The 17,763-nt window shown below is 42.4% G+C and carries 20 protein-coding genes; 11 read left to right on the top strand and 9 right to left on the bottom strand.

The features are described 5' to 3' along the window. The first annotated feature begins 73 nt into the window (after positions 1–73). The 3 genes from DBR43_RS00150 to DBR43_RS00140 are packed head-to-tail and all read left to right on the top strand — an operon-like array spanning position 74 to position 2,241. A complete protein-coding gene (locus DBR43_RS00150) occupies positions 74–1,075 on the top strand; it encodes a phosphotransferase enzyme family protein (protein WP_124576743.1) in 1,002 nt (333 codons plus the stop codon). An 18-nt stretch (positions 1,076–1,093) separates the two neighbouring features. Next, positions 1,094–1,879: a GNAT family N-acetyltransferase gene (locus DBR43_RS00145; RefSeq protein ID WP_124576741.1), complete on the top strand. Its 786-nt coding sequence runs from the start codon at positions 1,094–1,096 to the stop codon at positions 1,877–1,879. Positions 1,880–1,881: 2 nt separating this feature from the next. Continuing rightward, positions 1,882–2,241: a DHCW motif cupin fold protein gene (locus DBR43_RS00140; protein WP_124576739.1), complete on the top strand. Its 360-nt coding sequence runs from the start codon at positions 1,882–1,884 to the stop codon at positions 2,239–2,241. Positions 2,242–2,246: 5 nt separating this feature from the next. On the opposite strand, the gene DBR43_RS00135 is transcribed toward DBR43_RS00140, so the two are convergent. From DBR43_RS00135 to DBR43_RS00125, 3 genes are all read right to left on the bottom strand, one after another. Then, positions 2,247–2,588, bottom strand: a complete 342-nt coding sequence (locus tag DBR43_RS00135) for a DUF1622 domain-containing protein (protein WP_124576737.1) — start codon at positions 2,586–2,588, stop codon at positions 2,247–2,249. A 153-nt stretch (positions 2,589–2,741) separates the two neighbouring features. Then, positions 2,742–3,452: a GNAT family N-acetyltransferase gene (locus DBR43_RS00130; protein ID WP_124576735.1), complete on the bottom strand. Its 711-nt coding sequence runs from the start codon at positions 3,450–3,452 to the stop codon at positions 2,742–2,744. Then, a complete protein-coding gene (locus DBR43_RS00125; RefSeq protein ID WP_124576733.1) occupies positions 3,452–3,931 on the bottom strand; it encodes a MarR family winged helix-turn-helix transcriptional regulator in 480 nt (159 codons plus the stop codon). The genes DBR43_RS00130 and DBR43_RS00125 overlap by 1 nt, the downstream gene beginning before the upstream one ends. A gap of 141 nt (positions 3,932–4,072) precedes the next feature. Here DBR43_RS00125 and DBR43_RS00120 point away from each other — a divergent pair, with 141 nt between their 5' ends. Beyond that, complete coding sequence (locus DBR43_RS00120; protein ID WP_124576732.1) at positions 4,073–4,816, top strand: ankyrin repeat domain-containing protein; 744 nt, start codon at positions 4,073–4,075, stop codon at positions 4,814–4,816. A gap of 6 nt (positions 4,817–4,822) precedes the next feature. On the opposite strand, the gene DBR43_RS00115 is transcribed toward DBR43_RS00120, so the two are convergent. From DBR43_RS00115 to DBR43_RS00105, 3 genes are all read right to left on the bottom strand, one after another. Further along, a complete protein-coding gene (locus DBR43_RS00115; RefSeq protein WP_124576730.1) occupies positions 4,823–5,443 on the bottom strand; it encodes an HAD family hydrolase in 621 nt (206 codons plus the stop codon). Between the two features lie 56 nt (positions 5,444–5,499). Beyond that, positions 5,500–7,779: a GAF domain-containing protein gene (locus DBR43_RS00110; protein ID WP_124576728.1), complete on the bottom strand. Its 2,280-nt coding sequence runs from the start codon at positions 7,777–7,779 to the stop codon at positions 5,500–5,502. 170 nt (positions 7,780–7,949) lie between these two features. Further along, complete coding sequence (locus DBR43_RS00105; protein ID WP_158622388.1) at positions 7,950–8,786, bottom strand: DUF4198 domain-containing protein; 837 nt, start codon at positions 8,784–8,786, stop codon at positions 7,950–7,952. A 123-nt stretch (positions 8,787–8,909) separates the two neighbouring features. On the opposite strand from DBR43_RS00105, the gene DBR43_RS00100 reads away from it, so the two are divergent. The 4 genes from DBR43_RS00100 (at position 8,910) to fabF (ending at position 11,770) form a co-directional block, all read left to right on the top strand. Further along, positions 8,910–9,344, top strand: a complete 435-nt coding sequence (locus DBR43_RS00100) for a hypothetical protein (protein ID WP_124576723.1) — start codon at positions 8,910–8,912, stop codon at positions 9,342–9,344. A 63-nt stretch (positions 9,345–9,407) separates the two neighbouring features. After that, positions 9,408–10,019, top strand: coding sequence for a TetR/AcrR family transcriptional regulator (locus DBR43_RS00095; RefSeq protein WP_124576721.1), 612 nt, complete (start codon positions 9,408–9,410; stop codon positions 10,017–10,019). A gap of 8 nt (positions 10,020–10,027) precedes the next feature. Next, entirely contained in the window at positions 10,028–10,462 is a 435-nt protein-coding gene (locus DBR43_RS00090; protein WP_124576719.1) for a PaaI family thioesterase, read from the top strand. A gap of 57 nt (positions 10,463–10,519) precedes the next feature. Continuing rightward, a complete protein-coding gene (fabF, locus tag DBR43_RS00085; protein ID WP_124576717.1) occupies positions 10,520–11,770 on the top strand; it encodes a beta-ketoacyl-ACP synthase II in 1,251 nt (416 codons plus the stop codon). A gap of 69 nt (positions 11,771–11,839) precedes the next feature. Here fabF and DBR43_RS00080 read toward each other — a convergent pair whose 3' ends face one another. Then, complete coding sequence (locus DBR43_RS00080; protein ID WP_124576715.1) at positions 11,840–12,775, bottom strand: NADP-dependent oxidoreductase; 936 nt, start codon at positions 12,773–12,775, stop codon at positions 11,840–11,842. Positions 12,776–12,865: 90 nt separating this feature from the next. Here DBR43_RS00080 and DBR43_RS00075 point away from each other — a divergent pair, with 90 nt between their 5' ends. Next, on the top strand, positions 12,866–13,762 hold the full coding sequence (locus DBR43_RS00075) for an AraC family transcriptional regulator (RefSeq protein WP_124576713.1): 897 nt from the start codon (positions 12,866–12,868) through the stop codon (positions 13,760–13,762). On the opposite strand, the gene DBR43_RS00070 is transcribed toward DBR43_RS00075, so the two are convergent. Both DBR43_RS00070 and DBR43_RS00065 read right to left on the bottom strand, forming a co-directional pair. Next, on the bottom strand, positions 13,695–14,201 hold the full coding sequence (locus DBR43_RS00070; protein WP_124576711.1) for a hypothetical protein: 507 nt from the start codon (positions 14,199–14,201) through the stop codon (positions 13,695–13,697). The genes DBR43_RS00075 and DBR43_RS00070 overlap by 68 nt on opposite strands. Positions 14,202–14,219: 18 nt before the next feature. Next, positions 14,220–14,819 (bottom strand): RNA polymerase sigma factor, encoded by a 600-nt coding sequence (locus tag DBR43_RS00065; protein WP_199756921.1) that lies wholly within the window; start codon positions 14,817–14,819, stop codon positions 14,220–14,222. An 82-nt stretch (positions 14,820–14,901) separates the two neighbouring features. Here DBR43_RS00065 and DBR43_RS00060 point away from each other — a divergent pair, with 82 nt between their 5' ends. Next, entirely contained in the window at positions 14,902–15,234 is a 333-nt protein-coding gene (locus DBR43_RS00060) for a DUF6249 domain-containing protein (protein ID WP_199756920.1), read from the top strand. 133 nt (positions 15,235–15,367) lie between these two features. Next, the gene (locus tag DBR43_RS00055) at positions 15,368–17,746 is read left to right on the top strand and encodes an outer membrane beta-barrel protein (RefSeq protein WP_124576709.1); all 2,379 of its coding nucleotides are present in this window, start codon (positions 15,368–15,370) and stop codon (positions 17,744–17,746) included. The last annotated feature ends 17 nt before the right edge of the window (positions 17,747–17,763 follow it).

The raw sequence follows: 17,763 nt of genomic DNA, 5'->3' as shown, positions 1-17,763 counted from the left end.
GTACCTTGCTTTTTACAGGTACAACCCGAGTTTTTTGTTGTGCTCTTTGAAGGTTTTATGTAAATTGCAAGGTATGAATATCTTCCCCACGCAGTACTCTCTGCTCTCCGCTAAGGCCTTAAAAGATGTAATAGAACAAAAATACGGATTCCATGAAATGAGCTGCCGCCTGCTCATTCACAATGTGAGTGATACTTATATTCTGGAGAACCAAACTTCCAGATACATCTTTAAAATTTACCGGGACGCCCATCGTAAATTGGATGAAATTAAAGGAGAACTGGAACTGCTGAATATTTTAAATCAGAGGGGCGCTAGTGTAGCTCATCCGCTTAAAGATCTGGAAGGAAACGAAATCCAGGCTTTTAACGCTGCCGAAGGAACCCGGTATGGGGTTTTGTTTTCTTATGCCGAGGGGGAGGTGGTTGGTAACATGACGGATGAACAACTGACACGATTTGGAACCGAAATGGCAAAAATACATCAGATTACGGCCAATCTGGAGCTGAGTCATCCAAGAGAGGAGTTTAACCTGAACACCACGTTGACCTTGCCCATGGAAACGATTAAACCCGCATTTAAAGGATTAGATGAGGAATATGCTTACCTCGAGCAAGCCGTAAGCCTGGTTTTTAAGAAAATAGAACAAATGGATCTTCCTTCATTTGGATATGGATATTGCCATTACGATTTCTTGCCTAAGAATTTTCATTTTCAGGAAGATGGAAACATCACCTTCTTCGATTTTGATTTTGCAGGAAAAGGACAGCTGGTGAATGACCTGGCTTCTTTCTATGCACATTATTTTCTGCAGGTGCTCGCCAATCGAATGACTCAGGAAGAGGCAGACAATGCATTCCAGGTTTTCCTGGCAGGTTACCACAAGGTCAGGCCATTATCAGCGGCAGAAGTCAAGGCAATTCCCTATTTCGGATTCGCCTGGTGGATCTTTTACTTCAAATTCCATTACGATCATTTTGAAGACTGGTCCAATTTCTTCTTCGGTCCTAAATTTATCAAAGAAAGGATAGGATGGCTTAAAAAATGGATGGATTGGTATATTGTGAAAGAATAAAAAAAGAGAATAAGCTTTATGAGCGCAAAAGAAAATATAGATCCGGCAGAATGGATCGTGATCAATAATATGTTTGAGTTTTGGGACTTTGTTGGTCAGCAATCGAACACACTTTTCAGCACATCTGATTTTAAAGCAATCCTGGTTAAGGACTCAGACTGGCCGAAAAGAATATTCAACCTTGGCATGGAGCAGGATCCGGAACCTTCGGTATTTGAAAAATTAGCCGTTCAGATCCAGGCCGGCGAATTGCCCAATATGATCACCTTTACTGAATCCCTTGCGGAACGTTATCAGGAACCATTGTCTGCTGTGGGATTTACTCCGCGTATGAAACAATTGGGAATGATGATCGACCTGTCGGCCGCCGTATTTAATGATGAGGCCTCATCAGCAATTCATTTTGAAGAGGTACAAGACCAGGAGAAGGCGGATTTATTTGCCTCCATTGCTGCGCAGTCATTTAATTACCATGTAGGTCCTGAAGTGGTGGCGTCATTGATCAACAGGAAGGACAAGCTGAGGCTGTTCATTGCCTATCATGAAAACCAGGCTGCGGCATGTGGACTGATCTTCTATGATGCACAGGGCAATGCCGGTTTACATATGATCGGAACCTTACCTGAATCGAGAGGAAAGGGATTGGCCAAAAAGCTGACGGTGCATTTGCTTAAGGAATGCATCAACGACCAAAAAAAGCTTTGTGTTTTACATGCTTCAAAAGCAGGAGAATACGTCTACGTAAAACTGGGCTTTAACGCTGTAAAAGACGTGAATACTTATCACATTCCCCTTAAACCATAAATATGATCAACTCAGGAAATATCCCTTTTCAAAACACAGATTGGGAAAACATACCAGCCACCGAACATCAGGGCGAAACCGGAACGGCTTACTGGAAAACGATCAGCTATGGCGATTTACGGATCAGGATAGTAGAATACTCAAAAGACTATAAAGCGGATCATTGGTGCAGCAAAGGACACATCATTTATTGCCTTGAAGGAGAAATGATCAGCGAGCTTTCTGATGGAACTCAGTATAAATTAACGAAAGGAATGTCTTATCAGGTTTCAGATGAACTGAGTTCCCACCGTTCAATTTCTGAAAATGGAGTGAAACTGTTTATTGTAGATGGTGCATTCCTGGCAGCAAAACAAGATTAACCGGATTATTCTCCTTTAGGATTGGAATTTTTTAATTCCCTTTCGAGGAAGTAATTTAAGGCGGTTCTTAAAGTCGCTATAGCTGCAAGCTGTCCAATTTCGGTCCATCCGGGGGCAATGGCGGTTTTTAAGATATCAGCACCAAGAAGGAGTTCCAGGGCAATCGCCAGAGATTTACCTAAATTCAAGCGGATACTGATATGCGGTAAAAATCCGGTTGATTTTCTGCTGATGTCCTTCAAATAGTGGACAATTGCCTTTACCGAAGAGAAGAGGATCACAATAACGGCCAGCAATTCTATGAATTGGGCTGCATAAACAGCTATTTCTTTAATGATAATTTCCATCTGAGATAAAGCTACTGATTTAACCAGACATTTTACTCCTATTGGCAGGTGATGCCTCTTCTCCTAAGCAGAAACAGGAGATTTTCCTGTTCCGGCTCAGGTAGAAAAAACAATTATGATCTATAAAAAGGGGGGGGGAGACTTTTTTAAGATTTATAATGATTTAAGCTGGTTAAAGGCAATGTCTTTCCTTTTCACAAAGCCCAGTCTTTCGTATAGGTTGATGGCCCTGGTATTGCTGTTTAGCACATGTAAAAAAGGTTTTGTGCCGCGTTGAAACATATCCAGACAGGTCTTTAAAACCAACTGAAAGGCCAGGCCTTTACCTGTAAAATCCGGATGGGTACATACTGCACTCAGTTCTGTGAAAGCATCCAGACCCAGTCTTTCGCCCGACATAGAAATCAATTTTCCCTTCACACGAATGCCATTATAATGCCCAAGAAGGGGCGTGTCTTTGGCAAAATATCCAGGCTGTACGCTGGTAATGAGTTCGAACATTTCTGCCCGGTCTTCTTCTTTCAGGGTGATGATCTCTATAGTTTCATCTAAGGTCGTAACGCTCAGCTCAGGGCAAAACATCTGCACACAATCCAGCTGGTTTAACAATTGCCAGGAATCAGGAATCTGTGGAAGGTCGCCAATCGCATACACAATTTCATCCGGCTTCATCCATGCTTTCAGCTGCTCCAATGGCTGCGCTGAATCCAGGTCAAGACCTATAAAAGGAAGAATATGGGAAGGATATCTTTTTGCGTATTCGTTGCCAAGGGCGAAACCGGAATGTTTGCTGTTTAAAGCATTCCAGATTGGACGGTCAAGCAGCGTTACCTGGTCTTGCACCTGATATTCATTTGTATTCATTATTTTAAATTGTCTTGAAATCTTCTGTAATATGATTTTTCGTCTAAGGTTTGCTCTATGGCATCGAGTGTTTGAAGCAGCTGGTGTTGTTGCTCAAAAAGCTGCTGGTTCAACCGGCCAATTTTTTCCCAAACCTTTTCAAAAGAAGGAAGGCTTTTCTTTCCTTTTGCCGAGAGGCGGAGCATCCGTTTTCGCTGATCTTCCGGGGCAGCAATCGACTCAATATATCCCTTCTTCTCTAACTCTTTTGCGAGGTGGATAATGGCAGGATGGGTGAGGCTCAGTTCTTCTGCAATGTCCATGATCCCGATCTGTTTTCTCCTGCTGATCAGGTAGAAAATAGGAAAGTATTTGATGTCAAATTGTAATTCATACTCCTCATATATTTTAGATGCATCTCTGGATAAAGCATCGTGAAGCCTTCTCATGCGGCTTCCAATGGCTAAAGCGCCCAGTTCATTGATGATGTTTTGTTTCATATAGGTAAGTATTTACGTAAATATTTACCAAATGTAACAGGCTGGGAGGAAAGCTCAAAATTAAAAGTGTAATTTCAGGTAAATTGTCGTAAATTAACAAGTAAATGACAGGGATAAAACAAGGGGCTTAAAGGAATTGCCATGAAAGATTTACAGGAGTTTGCCAATCTCATAGAAGTCCATGATCTTGCAGGGATCAGCGCAGCTTTTGCCAGGGGCCTTGATCCCAATTCATTGTTTCGTAATGAACCTTTGCTCTATGAACTGACAAGTGAATACACGAGAAGTCCTGCATTTAAATCCATCGTGAAAATATTTGTAGATTATGGACTCCGGTTTGACGACAAGGTTCTTCTTGCGGTACTGCTGGACGATGCAGCCGCGCTTGAAAAGCAGCTTAAAGGTGATCCTGGTCTAATCCATAGAAAATACAGCCTTCGCTGTGCCTACACTCCCTTGTATGAAGCCTCTTTATTGCACATCTCTGCTGAGTTTAACCATTGTGCAGCTGCGGAAGTCCTGTTGAGACATGGAATGGATGTCGATGTAAAAGCAGGTACAGATGAAAACGGTTTTGGCGGACAGACTTCCGTTTTTCATACCGTAAACCAAAATGGCCATCAATCGGCGGAGGTATTGGACTACCTGATTGCCCGGGGTGCAGACCTTAAAATAACAGTTCCAGGATTGATCTGGGGGAAAGGATACGATTGGGAAACACTGATTCCTGCGGTCAACCCGATCAGTTATGCCATGATGGGTTTATTGCCTCAAATGCATAGAAATGAGTACATCCAATCAGAAATTGTGACGAGATTACTTAAAGAGTCCTATGGCATCGATTATCACCCTCAAAATGTTCCCTGCAAATACCTGAAACACTAAGCCATACTATACCTTTAATCCGTATGCTTCAAACTCCAGTCTGGTCATTTCAACGTTGTTGTGCTGAATTCCGGGAATGCCCAGCAGCTGTGCCGCCTGAATGAAAACGGACCTGTCGTCCAGGTAAATGACTTCTTCTTTTTTAACCTGTCCCAGGTCAAGGGCGAGGGTATAAAAATCTCTGTCTGGTTTGCGGGTGTGCACAAAACAGGAAGAAGAGAAGATGTCAAAAACACTTTTCAGGTCAAATTTGTTCACCCTGTATTCATTCAACTCCCGGCCTTCGTTGTTCACAGCGATAATCTGCAGGCCATATTTTTGTTTTAACTGTTTGATCAGGGCAATCATTTCCGGATAAGGCTGAGATTGCCCATACATGAAATCCTTAAATTCGGAAATGCTAAAATCACGTTCCTTGCAAAAGATCAGGAGGTTGAGGTACTCATCCAGGGTCATTTTTCCCGATTCATAAGCCTCAAAAATGATGCGGTGACGATCATTCAGGTCCTTTAAGTCAATCGCAAAATGTTCGGCTGCCAGTTTCCGGGATGCACTATCCCAGCCATTGGTGAGCAGTACACCACCTATATCGAGAAGCAGCGCTTTTATAGTGGTAGGTTTCATCATGATTAAAGGTAATGATTCGGCTTATTTATCTGCTTCCTGAAGCCTTAAATTTTAATTTATGACGTTGCGTGTATAATCTTCAGCCTAAGGGCCTTCAAACCGGAAAGGCCTACAAGGTCTTCGACTTCCAAATGCTCTGTTTCTGCCGCCAGCAGATTTTCTGCTCTTAAAATCCGGATGTGGCTAAGGTATTCCTCATATTCCGTATCATTGGTATAGACGATCGTGACCTTACCGGCCTCTGTAATCCTTTCCATCGTATTTTTAATGTTGGCTTTGTCTATCCGTTTCTTGGCAATTTCAAATCTTGCATTGTAACTGCCATCTACATCAAATCTTTTTTCATCCATTCTAAAGCGGATGGTGATTGCAGAATGGTAGCTGAGCAGGAGTGTTGTTACGGCCAGAGGGTAAGGTAAATGTGGTTTTAAGCGGTGATGGGCAATCTCCATTTTCACTAAAGTCCGCAGTTGCCAAAGACGCAGTTCATGAAGTTTTGTAAAGTCAAAGTGCTGTTTTGGGGAGATGGAAGCGCCGATATACAGGTTGTGTTCCACTCCATCTGTCTTAAAACGCTCATAATAGTGAGGAAATATTTTCTGTGCATGAAGCTGTTCCTGATCCAGAATTTTCGCCACTTCATCATTGATGATCGAAACCGTATTTTCATACCGTCTTCTGCTGATGTGAAAGCTCCCCGTTTTCTCGTCGGTACACTTAAAATAACCATCGATTAAAGCACCTGCAGCCGTGTCCTTTACTTCATGAAAAAGAGGATGAATGCTGCTTTCTATATAATTGCTGATTTGCTGTTCGGTACTTGCCTGAAGCGGTAGAGAAAGCGCTACTAAGTATGCCCTCACCCTCTCCTTTTCCTGCCCGATGTTTTCAAAAGTATCAGCCATCTGCTCGAGAATAGCAAATATGCGGTGCAGCTGCGTACTGAAATCCTGTTGAATGCTTTGGTTCCGTGCCTCTGAGGAGCCTTTAATGTCGATCTGACCGTATAGGGGATAAACCTCAGGGAAAATAATTTCGGTAGTTCCAGAACCTAAACCCAGCTGCCGGTTATAAATTAAGCGCTGTGCTTCTGCACGGAATTTCCAGTAAACACTGGAGTGAATGGTCGTGAACTTTTCCTGAATGACTACCTGGACCCGGTCCCGGAGTTCTGAAATGAGCCGTTCGATGGTATCCGTTAAAAAAGGGATGACCTCATCTAGCTTGTTTACATTGATGCTGTTAAAGTCTTTCGCCCTTGGCGAAACTACTTCGAGAATACCTAACAAGACATTATGCCTGACGATTGGTGCGAGGATAAAGCTTTTGACATCCTGTGCCAAAAAGCGGTTCAGCAAAACATTTTCCGGATCGTATTCCTGAAGGGCGGGAGCATCTGAAACGACATAACTCCGTTTTTCTTTCACCAAACGTCGATAAGAACCGGCACACAATACCTCCTGATCCGCTCTTTGCTCGACATCCGGTAAGATAAAGCTTTTGATGGGTTGTCCAAGCGTGGTGATCCCAAAAGTATGCTCCTCCGGGTGGTAGAGTGTAATCCCTACCTGTAAATCCGGAGTCCGGTAGATTGATTGAAATATAGATTCAATGCTGGTCTGAAAATCATTTGCATTCAGTTTCAATAACTTCTCTTTAAAGATCGATACCGCATTTTCAGTAGTGGCATCAAACAAGGTCATCAGGGCAAAACCTTTAAGGGTCCAGCTTTTAGAAGGGAACTTTTCCTTCCAGAGCTCCAGGTCGTCAAAGTTATTGATCAGCAGGTCGATCTCCTGCGGACTGAGTTTGGAAGCATTCGGATTAGGCTCTACTTCTAAATAATCCCCGTTGTACATGATCCTGTAATGCTTGGCAACGCCATTTTGCATGGGAATATCGTAAAACAGGGGCTTACCGAAATCCAGTTGTGTTCCGTAAAATTGATTTAAAATCAGACAGCAGCTGAGGACATAAAACTGGTGCTCACCAAAGCCCCTGATGTCCATTTTAAAGGTGTCGCCCGCTGCGGTTAAGATGTCCTTAAACCGTTCTGTATGGTTGAAAATCGTATTTGTATAGGGAATGCTGAGTGCTTTGATTTCATTATGGGTCAGACCCTTCGGAAAAAAATCTGCCAGTAAACGTGACATCAGTCCGAGGTGAGGTTCAATTCCTGCCAGTTCTGTAATCCCTGTCCGCAGTTCCGGATGTAAGGCAACCTCTTCCAGCAGGGCCTTCTGACTGTCAGATGGATCCTGCTCCATGGCCTCAATAAATTTGTCGAAACTCAGTTTTACAACAAATGGGGTATCCTGAATGGAAAGCAGCGTCATGTTTTTTTTATCAAAAATAGCCTAATTTTTCATTAGTATCCAATTGTTCTTTATCGGTTAAGAAGCGATCATCAGCATGTTATTCCTTAACATTTATTATTTTCAATGGTATTCATGAGCCCGCAAGCGAGGTTCATTACCGCATTCATGCGCATCCAAAAAACGGAGTCTTAAAATCCGAATTCTGAATACGTATCGCGTTTATGCACCGTATTCTGAAACTCAAAACTAAAGGTGGTCCATAAACTGCTGACTTCATTACTGGTACTCACATTGGCGATAAAGAGGTGCTGCAAAAAATAAATACCTTCAATATCCAGTTTGATATTCAGCATGCCATCGGCATCTGAACTGAGCAGCTCACTGATGATGTTTCCGGATTTTGCCTTCACGTAGAGCACAACCGGTGCATTGGGTAAAGGCTTGCCACCAAGGGTAAGCAATGCACTGAGCTGATCTCCATAACTCGCCCCCTCGGGGTTGCTCTTCAGGGTGATTTCATGATCATTGGTGATGGGCTCTTTTGAGAAAGGTTTATTTTTCTCTATGTTAATGAGTGATTTGGTGTAAAATATTGCGGTATCCTTTACCCGGTCTTTTCCATTGAGAATAGACTCCAGTTGTTTTGCTATGGGAACCAATCCCTGTTCTTTAAGGTTAGTGAGGTATTCTTCTTTTGAATATTCGCCAAGACTCCGTTGTGAGATCTCCAGGAATGCAGCTCCTGTTAACTGAGGCTGATACTTTAATAAGGTATGGTCTGCGGTGATAAACGGATTTAAGTTTATTTTCTTTGCTTTCTGAAGCAGCCGGATCTCCGTGGATAGGGTATTGGTGGGACGGGGAGCGGATTCTGATTCCAGGTGGACATGGCTGGATAAGTTTGCCCGGATCGTATCTCCTTTTTTTAAGTTGTACTGGTCTAAGACAATGAGCCGGATCTGGGAATGTGCCTGGAAACCAGATAAGAAAAACAGGACGGTTAACAGTTGATAAGTACACCTCATACCCACAAAACTAAACGGAATTGTAATCCGTTTTCTCCTGATTTTAATAAATGACATCGGGAATACAATTTCTTATTCTTCATTTTTCTATTACTTTTGCCGCCATAAGACAATTTATATTCTATGAACAACCTCACCATTGGCGCTTTAATCCTGATAGCTATTGTCGTCCTGCCTTATCTCTTCCTTTCCTTTAGAAAATTATCGCGGCACAACATGCCTTTTTTCAAAGCTTTTAATCCATCGTATAACTTGAAACGTTTCGAGGCCGATGAGTTGAAAAAAAGCCTTAGTCCGATCATCACCGAAATGGAAACAAAAAGGGTATCCAATTTCATCAACCACTGGACAGCGAAGTTTGAAAATAATAAGCTGAATGTGGAGGATGTTAAAATGCTGAATGAACTTCTTGCCACAGGAAAAGAAGACCAGGTAAATGGAATTCTGGCTTTGCATCCTCAGGCAATGGCGCAATACACAGCGATAAACAAAGATTTAAACCCGGTTGTAGCGGAGCCTGAAAACCCTCATTTTGAGAAGAGCGATTCGGTTTATTAACCTTTTCTGCGGGGATTGAATCATTTAATTTGTTTTTCAAATACCGATCGGTATATTTGTGCCGTGGAATTTGTAGCAAAATCAGAAAGTACCCGTCAGTATATTGTAGAGTCTACTTCAGGAATCTTCAATAAACAGGGATATGCAGGTACGGCATTGTCTGATCTGATCGAGGCCACCAAACTCAGCAAAGGAAGCATTTACGGTAATTTTGAAAACAAAGAGGCCGTAGCAATTGCCGCTTTTGATTACAACTTATCACAGGTGCAGCGCCTGATCCAGGCAAAAGTAAACCAGTTTGACGGATATAAAGAGAAGTTGCTTGCCCATGCTCAGGTTTATCATAGCTTTGAGCAGACCCCATTTCCGGAAGGAGGGTGTCCGCTGATGAATACCGGTGTGGAGGCGGATGATACCAGTGAGGTGTTGAGGGAAAAAGCAGCAGCAGGAATTATGACCTGGATGAGCAACCTGGCTACACTGATCGAAAATGGGATGGCTACCCATGTATTTAGGCCGGATACCAATAGTAATGAGACGGCAACAACAATTATTGCCCTCATTGAAGGTGGAATGATGATGTCTAAAGTAACCCATAACAATAGCCTGATGGATGGTATTGTTTCGGTGATCGGGGAACTGATCGAACGAATTTCCAATCCAAATGAATCTTAACAACTAATATGCTTACACCCTCAGAGTTTTTTACGCAGAACATCGGCAACGAAATGACCACTTCACCTTCTCCATTGTTCAATTGGCTAAAGCCGGTGATCTTATTGGTAGAAAAGGGAAAGTTAATTTTGAAATATACCATTAGGAACGAGATGACCAATCCGATGGGAATTCTTCATGGAGGGATGACCGCCGCAATTATTGATGATGCGATTGGCGCAACCTTATTCGGTTATGATGAGCCCTATTATTATGTAACGGTGAACCTGGCCATTGATTATTTTGCTTCTGCGAAAGAGGGCGACCTCATCATTGCAGAAACCACCATGATCAAAAAGGGAAACCAGATTGCCAATGTACAGTGTGAAGTGTGGAACGAAGGGCGTACCAGGATCATCGCCAGAGGCTACAGCAACCTTTTGCGCACAGAGAAAAGAAAATAAATTGATATAAAGGGCAGTTTTGCCAACAACAATATTATATAAAACAAATAAAATAGGATGAAAAGAGTAGTCGTAACCGGAATGGGAGTTATTAGTCCATTAGGAAATTCTGTAGATGAATTGTGGAAGAATATCCTTGCAGGTAAAAGTGGAGTAGGACCAATCACCAAATTTGATTCTGCCAAATTTAAAACTCATTTTGCCTGTGAAGTCAAAGACTTTAATGCAGAAGATTACCTGGAGAAAAAAGAAGTCAGGAAATATGACGTTTTTACCCAGTTTGCCATTGCAGCAAGTGACCAGGCCATCAAAGATTCAGGCCTTGATTTCTCCACGATGGAGGAAGCAGACCGTTATGAAGTAGGTGTGATCTGGGCAACCGGAAACGGAGGTATAGGTACTTTTGAGCAACAACTGAAAGAATATCACCTGGGTGATGGTACCCCTAGATTCAATCCTTATTTTATTCCTAAAATGATTGTGGATATCGCTGCAGGTGTGATCTCCATCCGCAACCAGCTGCATGGACCGAACTACTGTACGGTTTCTGCCTGCGCTTCTTCCAATACTGCAATTATCAGTGCTTTTGATACCATCAGATTGGGTAAAGCAAATGTGATGATTGCCGGTGGTTCTGAAGCTGCAATTACTGATTCTTCGGTAGGTGGATTCAATGCTGCTCAGGCTTTATCAAAAAATAATGAGGATGCAGAACACGCGTCACGCCCTTTCGATAAAGACCGTGATGGTTTTGTCATCGCTGAAGGTGCTGCGGCTTTAATCCTGGAAGAATACGAACATGCGATCAAAAGAGGGGCAACCATCTATGGTGAAATGGTTGGAGGTGGCATGGCAGCTGATGCTTACCACTTAACAGGAACCCATCCGGAAGGATTAGGTGCAATCCAGGGAATGAAAAAGGCATTGGCAGATGCCGGAATTCAACCGGAACAAATTGACTATATCAATGCACATGCAACTTCAACCGGTCTTGGTGACTTAAGTGAACTTAAAGGAATTAAGGCGGTATTTAAAGATTCACAGGTGGCCATCAGCGGAACAAAATCTATGACGGGCCATTTGCTGGGTGCTGCAGGTGCGCTGGAAAGTGTGATCAGTATTCTTTCTGCAAAACACGATATGATTCCGGCAACTACGAATACAGTTATCCTGGATGAGGCTATTCCTGAAGGATTAAACATCATCTTAGGTAAATCAATTGCTAAAAAGGTGAATTATGTGATGAACAATACCTTTGGTTTTGGTGGTCATACCGCTACTTCGATCTTTAAAAAATACGAAGCATAACCATTTTTTACTATAAAAAAGGGTCTGTATCGCAGGATACAGACCCTTTTTTTGTAGCGTAATTTTAGACTAAGGTAGTGTAACCACGATCTTACCAATGGTCCTTCCACTTTCCATCTGGTGATGTGCAGCAGCCATCTGATCAAAAGTGTAACTTTCGGAAATGTGTGATTTAAGGCTTCCTTTTTCCAGCAGCCCGGCAATAGTTTTCATATCTTCTCCACTGGATTGAACAAATGTGGCGTAGCCATTTATTCCTTTGGCTTTAGATTTTTCCTCAACACCTGTATTTAATCCGCTGGGAATGCTGATGAGCGTTCCACCGGAATTCATGATTTCCAAAGAACGGTCAATATGATCTCCACCCATGGTATCCAGCACAAAGTCTATATTTTTCACCTGGGTTTCAAATGGATTGGCAGCATAGTCAATGTGCTGATCTGCACCCAGTGACAACACGAAATCTTTGTTTTTCTCTGAGGAAGTTCCAGCCACATAAGCCCCCAGATGTTTAGCCATCTGTACCGCAAAATGACCTACACCACCTGCAGCAGCATGAATCAAAACCCTGTCGCCTTTTTTTACACCGGCTTTTACGATGGCCTGCCAGGCCGTAAGTGCCGCAAGACTGGCTCCGGCAGCCTCCTCATGTGTAATGTTTGCTGGTTTAAGCGACAAATGTGCAGCGGGCACAGCCACATATTCCGCATAAGCTTTTCCATGTCCTGGAAAGTTAACCATTCCGAAAACTTCATCACCTGTTTTAAATAAATCAGATTTTGATTCCTTTACTATGCCTGAAATGTCCCAGCCCAGGATGATCTGGTTTTCCACTTTCAGTATTTCATAACGTCCTTTTCCTTTTCTGGTTTTGATGTCGATAGGATTGATACCGATCACTTTTACTTCCACTAAAACTTCGTTTTCCTGAATCACAGGGATTGATATTTCTGAGCTCAGCAGCTGATCTGTAGTTCCTGGTTCTTTTAATACTATTGCTTTCATTTAATGTTCTTTTTTATGATAACACAAAGTTATACCAGATTTGTTCCATTAAAATGGTATAAGTTTTCTATAATTTGGTATTTTTGTCACATGATTAAGGAAAACCTACATGAGCCCTTCTCGATTACTTTTAAAAAAATCGGGGAATGTCTTAAGCATGACCACCAGCACAGTTTCTTTGAACTGATCTATGTCATTTCCGGTACGGGATTACAAAACATCAATAAGAATAATTTTTCTTACTACCCGGGACAGCTGTTTTTAATCACACCGGAGGATTCTCATTCTTTAGATGTGGAGACCACGACAGAGTTTTTCTTTCTTCGTTTCAATGACATCTATATCAGGAACAACAGCCTCCTGGCGGAAAATGTGAAACGGCTGGAGTACATCCTGCACAATGCCAATCACCAGCCGGGCTGTATCCTCAAAAACAAAACAGATAAGGTATTGGTGAGCGCGATGGTGAGGGCAATAGAACAGGAATTCCTCAATAAAGACCTTTATAATAAGGAGCTTATCCAGCAACTGATCAATACCTTAATCATTGTGGTTGCCCGTAACATTGCAAAGTACTTACCAGAGCAGGTCAATATCAGGAACGAAGAGAAAGCAATGGACATCCTGCAATATATCCAGACCAATATCTATGAGCCGGAGAAGCTGAAAGCAGAGCGGATCAGCAGTAATTTCGGGATTTCAAATGCTTACCTCGGCAGGTATTTTAAAAAGCATGCGGATGAAACGATGCAGCAGTACATCACCAATTACAAGATTAAACTGATTGAACACCGCCTGCAGTTCAGCGATAAAAGAATCAACGAAATCGCCTACGAGTTTGGCTTTACGGATGAAAGTCATTTGAATAAGTATTTCAGGAAACAAAAAGGAGACAGTCCGAAAGAATACCGGAAAAGGGCTAAGCTTTCTGTCGTTGCTGAAAATATTTCAGATAATAATCCAGTCCCAAAAGAACCCCAAGCATAAGGACAACAATCAGGTAAAGAGAAGGGCTGCCATTGGCCTGAAGTTGGCGGGTGGCTTGACTAAACCGACCGATCAAATGATAAACATCCGGACTTTTAGCTGATGTAGTTGTGTTTCCTGCGAATAAGAATAACATCAATGAAAATAAAAGAAAAGAGGCTGCAATGGCAAATCCGGCCTTCCGGCTAATGATGGGCTGGTCTTGTTTTTTTAAGGAAATGGCCTCAATTTTATCCATCACCTGTTCCGTAAAATCAGGAGATAAACTTGCCATTCCATGCTGCTTCAATAAATTCTGCAGGGCAATGTTGACCGGGATTTCCGGAGTTCCATCTGTAGAAATTTCTTTCATGACCTGCTCCATGAAATCAGCTGCAGGTGCATCCGGCTCCACTTTCTGAAGTAGCATTTTCAATTTTTCTTTTTTCTTCGCTGCCATTTTCTAAACCCTTTCTTATTATAATAGAAACTTCAATTCACGTTCCAGTCTTTTTCTGGCCCTGAACAATTGGATTTTCACATTTGGAATGGACAATCCTGTTATCTCACAAACTTCTTTAATGGTACTTTCATTCATGTAATATAAGGTAATCAGCAATGCCTCCGTTTTTGGGAGTTTTTCAATGGCCTGTCTTACATATTTTGCCTGCTCATCCGAATGTAACTGATCCAGTTGTGGGACAGAGCCGTCAGTAGCATCATGGGAATGGTTTTCATCATCAATGGAGGAAGTTTTTATCCTCTTGTCTTTGATGATCAGAATGGCTGTTCTGTAAACAATTGTATACAACCAGGTCGAGAATTTCGAATTTCCTTTAAAGCTATGGATGGCCTGATAGGCTTTAATAAAAGCCTCCTGCACGGCATCTTCCGCCTCTTCCGCATTTCCGGTAATTTTAACTGCAATGGTATAAGCCATATTCTTGTACTTATTCAGAAGAAATGAATAGGAGGCGGTATCACCGTTCTTTACCCTGTCAACGTAAATCTGATCTTCTGTATGGTCCATTCCCTCATAAGAGCCGGATATGTTGAAGTTGGTTACAAATAATATCATATATTTTTATTTAATATTTTTTGTAACCAGAGCGCTCACATTTCGCTCCTATGGCATATATCAACAATTTAAAACTACGATCATGGATGAAATAGTAAGAGATGTTATCGTTTCTATAGGCGCTTTCGCAGCGATTTTTGGAATCATATATGTGTTTTTAATGACCAGGCACCGGGAGCGAATGGCGATGCTGGACAGGGGGCTGGAGGTTTCACCTTTTAACTCCAACAAAAATCCCAACTTCCTGACCCTGAAATATGGGATGCTTTCTGTAGGTGTTGCCATAGGAATGATCATGGGCTCTGTACTCAGTGATTATGGAATGGCAAAGTCAACCAGCTTTTTATCCATGATCTTCCTGTTCGGGGGAATCAGTTTGATTCTCAACCACATCATTACCCGAAAAATCTCCTAATACCAACCATGGGCCGCATTCCGGCGGCTCCTAAACCTCATTTTTTATTAAGTCAATAGCTTTTGAGCGCTACGTAAATAGCGCTTAAGCGGAGCTATGCCCTTAAATATTGAAAACTTATAATCCAGATACCATGTCTATAAAAAACGTAAGCCGAATATTGATCTGCAACCTGCTCTTCCTGGTTGCCTATGCAAGTGGACAAACAACGCTGAACCAGAGCAAAATCTCAGGTATAGTGGCCGATCAGGTCACGAAATTACCGTTGAACTATGTCACAGTCCGACTGAAAACAGCAGATGGGACTACCTTAAAAACGATGCTGACCCTCAATAACGGATCATTTCTCTTTACTGGTCTTAAACCGGAACCTTATCAACTGACTTTGTCTGCACTGGGCTATGAAGGCTTAGAAATACCCGCAGAAGGACGGGATACATTGTTCCTTCAGCCAAAAGAAAACGGTTTAAAGGAGGTTTCCATTACCGCAGACAGGCCCATTTTGAGGCAGAAAGCCGGTAAAATCATTTACGACATGCAGGCGGATCCAGATAGCAAAAACACTATGTTGCTGGATATGATGCGTAAAATTCCGTATCTCTCTGTGGATGGCGATCAAAACCTGTTGTTAAAGGGAAGCCCTGATTTCAGGGTTTTTCTAAACGGGAAACCATCGGGCATGTTTGCCAGGGATTTAAAATCCATCCTCAAAAGTATCCCGGCATCAACGGTTCAGAGCATAGAAGTGATGACGATTCCCTCCTCAAAATACGATGCAGAAGGGCTTGCCGGAATCATCAACATCATCACGATCAAAAAGCTGAATAATGAATGGAATGGCACGCTTAATTTAAATGCACGTTTACCGGATGCGGGCACTGGTGCCGGAAGCTCATTTACTTTCAAAAAGAACAAGTGGGGAATGTCGGCCATGACAGGAGGAAACTTAAACCGGAGCCCCGAATTAACAGGTAACGCATTCAGGCAGACCTATGGAACAAATCCTACGGATTTATTTCAGGAGCGAAACCGCAAGCCAAAATCAGAATCAGGTTATTTAGGAACAGAACTGAGTTACGAAATAGATACCCTGAACCTGATTTCTGCGAGGTTTAATACAAACGGAAAGCACGCTGAGGACAATGGTTTTTTGCATTCGACATTGTCGGGCGCTCAGGGAATCCTGCAAGGGTATGAGCTCGCAGAGCGGACCAGGGCCAACAGTTCCGGACTTGATTTCTCTGCAGACTATCAATTGGGCTTCAAAGCGGATAAGAACCGGATGCTGACCCTTTCTTATAGTTATCAAAACCATAAGAACGATCCCTTCACGGAGGCGCTGATTTCTAAGGTAACGAATTACCCCAACCGGAATTTCAGACAGGAACAATATGACCATACCAAAGAAAATACCATACAGCTGGATTTTGTTCGTCCTCATAAAATCCTGACGGTAGAAATGGGTGTAAAAGGGATCTTCCGTGATAATAAGGCTGATTTTAAGGTAGATGATGATCCACAGAACAGCGATCATTTAACCTACAGGCAGCAGGTGTTATCTGCTTATAATTCTTACCAGCTGAATTGGAACAGCTGGAACCTGCAGGCGGGTCTCCGTTTGGAACACACCTCGATTGATGCGGATTTCCTTAGCCATACGGCCAATGTAAAACAAAATTACACCAATTTATTTCCAACCATAATGATCAATAAGACGCTGAAAGGCGGAAATAGCTGGAATGCCGGATTTTCTCAAAGGATGAAAAGGCCGGGTATCAACAGATTGAATCCTTTTGTAAACCGTTTAAACCCGGATTTTGAAACAACCGGGAACCCGGATTTGCGCCCGGTAGTGGTCAATTCCATATCTCTTGGCTATAACAGCTCCAAAAAGCTAACTTTTACTGCCGGGATGGATTACTCCTTTTTAAATGAGGCAGACCTGCCGGTGAGCACTTTTGATCCGGTCCGCAACATCACAACAAAGACTTATGATAATTCCGGAGAACTTGCCGGACTCAGCAGTTTTGTCTATCTGCGCTATCCCTTAACGAGTCGCCTGGACCTGAGCATGAATGGACGTGCGATCTATTTTTGGATGAGCGGTGAGGCCATGGGACAGAAAATAAAAGCCAGGTTGTTTACCTATTCATTCAACTTATCATCCGGATATAATTTTGAAAGTGGCTGGCGTACCAGCATGAACCTAAATCTGGATAGCCGGAATCCAACAGGTTTTCAGGGAACAACGAACGGAATGTTGAGTTCTTCTTTTAACGTCAGTAAAACGCTGATCAAAGATAAATTGTCTTTCGGGGCAGGAATCAATAACCCTTTTACAAAATTCAGAACGAATGAAACGATTACTGAAGGCCCGCAGTTTTACCAAAGGGATTATTCCCAAAGTTACTTCAGGTCATTCAGTGTAAATCTGAACTATAATTTTGGCAGTTTAAAAGGCGAATTGAAGAAAAATAAGCGCGGGATCAGGAACAACGATTTGTCAAATTGATGATTCATTGACTCTAC

Source organism: Pedobacter sp. KBW06, from assembly GCF_003852525.1.
Lineage (GTDB): Bacteria > Bacteroidota > Bacteroidia > Sphingobacteriales > Sphingobacteriaceae > Pedobacter.
Note: the sequence above shows the minus strand (reverse complement) of the source record. Positions and strands in the feature narration are given on the sequence as shown.

Bases quoted from the DNA above. Each gene is read 5' to 3' on its own strand.
- DBR43_RS00150 (WP_124576743.1), top strand. From the start codon at position 74: ATGAATATCTTCCCCACGCAGTACTCTCTGCTCTCCGCTAAGGCCTTA.
- DBR43_RS00145 (WP_124576741.1), top strand. From the start codon at position 1,094: ATGAGCGCAAAAGAAAATATAGATCCGGCAGAATGGATCGTGATCAAT.
- DBR43_RS00140 (WP_124576739.1), top strand. From the start codon at position 1,882: ATGATCAACTCAGGAAATATCCCTTTTCAAAACACAGATTGGGAAAAC.
- DBR43_RS00135 (WP_124576737.1), bottom strand. From the start codon at position 2,588: ATGGAAATTATCATTAAAGAAATAGCTGTTTATGCAGCCCAATTCATA.
- DBR43_RS00130 (WP_124576735.1), bottom strand. From the start codon at position 3,452: ATGAATACAAATGAATATCAGGTGCAAGACCAGGTAACGCTGCTTGAC.
- DBR43_RS00125 (WP_124576733.1), bottom strand. From the start codon at position 3,931: ATGAAACAAAACATCATCAATGAACTGGGCGCTTTAGCCATTGGAAGC.
- DBR43_RS00120 (WP_124576732.1), top strand. From the start codon at position 4,073: ATGAAAGATTTACAGGAGTTTGCCAATCTCATAGAAGTCCATGATCTT.
- DBR43_RS00115 (WP_124576730.1), bottom strand. From the start codon at position 5,443: ATGATGAAACCTACCACTATAAAAGCGCTGCTTCTCGATATAGGTGGT.
- DBR43_RS00110 (WP_124576728.1), bottom strand. From the start codon at position 7,779: ATGACGCTGCTTTCCATTCAGGATACCCCATTTGTTGTAAAACTGAGT.
- DBR43_RS00105 (WP_158622388.1), bottom strand. From the start codon at position 8,786: ATGAGGTGTACTTATCAACTGTTAACCGTCCTGTTTTTCTTATCTGGT.
- DBR43_RS00100 (WP_124576723.1), top strand. From the start codon at position 8,910: ATGAACAACCTCACCATTGGCGCTTTAATCCTGATAGCTATTGTCGTC.
- DBR43_RS00090 (WP_124576719.1), top strand. From the start codon at position 10,028: ATGCTTACACCCTCAGAGTTTTTTACGCAGAACATCGGCAACGAAATG.
- fabF (WP_124576717.1), top strand. From the start codon at position 10,520: ATGAAAAGAGTAGTCGTAACCGGAATGGGAGTTATTAGTCCATTAGGA.
- DBR43_RS00080 (WP_124576715.1), bottom strand. From the start codon at position 12,775: ATGAAAGCAATAGTATTAAAAGAACCAGGAACTACAGATCAGCTGCTG.
- DBR43_RS00075 (WP_124576713.1), top strand. From the start codon at position 12,866: ATGATTAAGGAAAACCTACATGAGCCCTTCTCGATTACTTTTAAAAAA.
- DBR43_RS00070 (WP_124576711.1), bottom strand. From the start codon at position 14,201: ATGGCAGCGAAGAAAAAAGAAAAATTGAAAATGCTACTTCAGAAAGTG.
- DBR43_RS00065 (WP_199756921.1), bottom strand. From the start codon at position 14,819: ATGATATTATTTGTAACCAACTTCAACATATCCGGCTCTTATGAGGGA.
- DBR43_RS00060 (WP_199756920.1), top strand. From the start codon at position 14,902: ATGGATGAAATAGTAAGAGATGTTATCGTTTCTATAGGCGCTTTCGCA.
- DBR43_RS00055 (WP_124576709.1), top strand. From the start codon at position 15,368: ATGTCTATAAAAAACGTAAGCCGAATATTGATCTGCAACCTGCTCTTC.